Here is a 2,783-nt window from a genome sequence, read left to right on the forward strand (position 1 = left end):
TTGCTCAGCCGGGAGCGGGACGTGCCCAAGAGCCACACGAATATCACCGGGTACTGGCACGCGGACGCAGCCAGCGACCCGGGGGCAGCCCCGGCGTTGGACGCCGGGTTGCTGCTGTCGCCGGTGCCCTGGTTCGCCGCCCGCGCGGCTCTCGAGATCGGGCTGCTCGATGCGATCGCCGTGCCCCCGGCGAGGCCCCTGTCCGAGCACGCCACGCGGCTCGGGCTCGACCCCACACCGGTGGCGACCCTCGCCGCGGCGCTCGTCGAATACGGGGTGCTGGCGCGGGTCGGCGAGGCGGTCGAGCTGGGCCCCGTCGGCGAGCTCGCCCTCGGCGACGAGCACCTCCGCGAGAGCCTGGAGGACGGGGTCGAGGCCCGGGCCATGCTCGCCCTCGGCGAGCTCGCGCCCGCGCTGTTCGGGGGACCCTCCGCCTACGAACGGCGGCACGGGCACAGCCTGCAACGCGCCTTCGACCGGGAGCCCGAGCTGGCCGCGGAGCAGGTCGAGGACACGGTCTCCTTCGGCTTTGTCGCCGGGGGGCTCCGCCGGCTGCCGGGCCTCGAGGCGGCGCAGAGCCTCGCGCTCACCGGCCCCGGAGCCAACCACGTGGCGCAGGTGCTCGGCAACGGCCGCGAGCTGAGCGTGTTCGGGGAGCCCACCCTCCTCGACGCGCTCCGCGCGGCAACCCCGGAGGGGGCGCCGCCCCTGGAGGCGTCGGCGGACGGGGACGCTGACCTGGTCGTGAGCGCCCTGGCCCTGCAGCACCGCAGCGACGAGGACGCACGGGTGTTTCTCGCCGCCCTCGCCGGGCGCGGGAACGCGCTGCTGCTGCTCGAAGAAATTGCGGGCCCGGGCTTGACCGGGCCGGGATTTGCGGAGCACCGGCTGGTGGCGCTCGCCGGCAGCGGGGTCGCCACCCGGTCGCGAACCGGCCTTCGTCGGCTCGCCGAGTCGGCCGGATGGCGGTGGCTCGGCTCCGAAACCCTGGGCTGGAACGTGGAGGCGATCCGGCTGGACCGGGGCACCGACGCGGGGTGAGCCCGGGGGTACCCGGGAGCCGCTGCGGCTGACATACTGGGCGCATGGACGTGCTGGGGAGTATCAACGATGTCGTGCTGGGTGCCGGGGACAAGCTGTGGACCTGGGCGGTGTTACCCATCCTCATCGTGCTCGGGCTGTACTTCACCCTGCGCTCCGGGGTGGTCCAGCTGCGCTGGCTCCCCGAGATGTTTCGCACGCTGACCGATAAGACGCCGACGCGGGAGGATGGGACCCCGCAGTCCGTCTCCGCCTTCCAAGCCTTCACGATCTCGGCGGCGTCCCGGGTGGGCGTCGGCAACATCGCCGGGGTGGGCACGGCCATCGCCATCGGCGGCCCCGGCGCGATCTTCTGGATGTGGACGATGGCCTTCATCGGCGGCGCATCGAGCTTCGTCGAGTCGACGCTGGGCCAGCTGTTCAAGGTCAAGGACGCGAGCGGCTTCCGCGGCGGCCCCGCCTACTACATGCTGCACGGCCTGAAATCGAAGTGGATGGGCACGCTGTTTGCGGGGATCCTGATCGTCTGCTTCCCCTTTGCCTTTAGCTCGCTGCAGGCCAACACGATCCAGGCGACGCTCTCCAGCAGCCTGGGGGATGCCCCCGGCTGGCTCCCGGTGGCCGTCGGCCTACTCCTGGCCGCCCTGACCGCGCTCGTCGTCTTCGGCGGGGTGCGCCGCATCGCGAGCGTCACGCAGGCCGTCGTGCCCGCGATGGCGCTCATCTACCTGCTGCTCGGCCTCGTCATCGTGTTCCTGAACCTGGAGCAGCTCCCCGCCGTGTTCGCCTCGATCTACACGCAGGCCTTCGGCCTGAACGAGGTCGTCGGCGCCACCTTCGGCATGATCCTCATGACGGGCATCAAGCGCGGCATGTTCTCGAACGAGGCCGGCCTGGGCTCGGCCCCGAACGCCGGGGCGAGCGCCGCGGTCACCCACCCCGTCAAGCAGGGCCTCGTCCAGACGCTCGGGGTCTACTTCGACACCTTCCTGGTCTGCTCGATCACGGCCTTCATCATCCTCGTTTCCGGGCCGGACCTCGCGAACGCGACGCGGGGCATCGGCCTCACGCAGGAGGCCATCGTGGGGACGCTGGGCCCCTGGTCGAACGTGCTGCTCAGCGTCATCATCTTCCTCCTCGCCTTCAGCTCCATCCTCGGCAATTACTACTACGGGGAGTCCAACATCGAGTTCATCTCCGGCAGCCCGCGCGTGCTCCTGGGGTACCGGGTCCTCGCCGTGCTCGCGATCTTCGTCGGCTCGATCGCCTCGGCCGACCTGATCTGGAACACGGCCGACGGCATCATGGGGCTCATGGCGCTCGTGAACCTCATCGCCATTGCGCTGCTCTCCGGGCTCGTCTTCCGGCTCATGCGGGACTACACCCGACAGCGCCGCGCGGGGCGGGACCCGGTGTTCACCCGGGACCTCATGCCCGACGTCTCCGGCATCACCTGCTGGGAGGACGAGGCGACGGTGACCGGTCCGGTCCGGGTGCCTCCGGCCCGCTGAGCTGCTCTGCCCGCTGAATCGCCCCGAGCGCTGGGTCGCCCCGGGCGCTGGGTCGCCCCGCCCCTGCCCGGATCCTGTTAGGGTGGCGGGGCTGGACACCGAGAACGACCTCAGGAGGACCTATGCGGCACCGCTTCACCCCGACCACCACACGGACCGGGGGGCGCCGCTTCGCAGCGGGGCTTGGCCTCGCCCTCAGCGCGGGCCTCGTCCTGAGCGGCTGCTCCTCGC

Annotated in this window: 2 protein-coding genes; both read left to right on the plus strand. The window is 71.5% G+C overall.

From position 1 onward, the window contains the following. On the plus strand, nucleotides 1-1,041 hold a 1,041-nt coding region (locus tag OOT08_RS17635; RefSeq protein ID WP_325094171.1), incomplete at its 5' end, for a hypothetical protein. Nucleotides 1,042-1,085: 44 nt separating this feature from the next. Further along, a complete protein-coding gene (locus OOT08_RS17640; RefSeq protein WP_325094173.1) occupies nucleotides 1,086-2,552 on the plus strand; it encodes an alanine/glycine:cation symporter family protein in 1,467 nt (488 codons plus the stop codon). The last annotated feature ends 231 nt before the right edge of the window (nucleotides 2,553-2,783 follow it).

It is taken from the genome of Leucobacter sp. M11, from assembly GCF_035726885.1.
Classification (GTDB): domain Bacteria; phylum Actinomycetota; class Actinomycetes; order Actinomycetales; family Microbacteriaceae; genus JAPFRB01.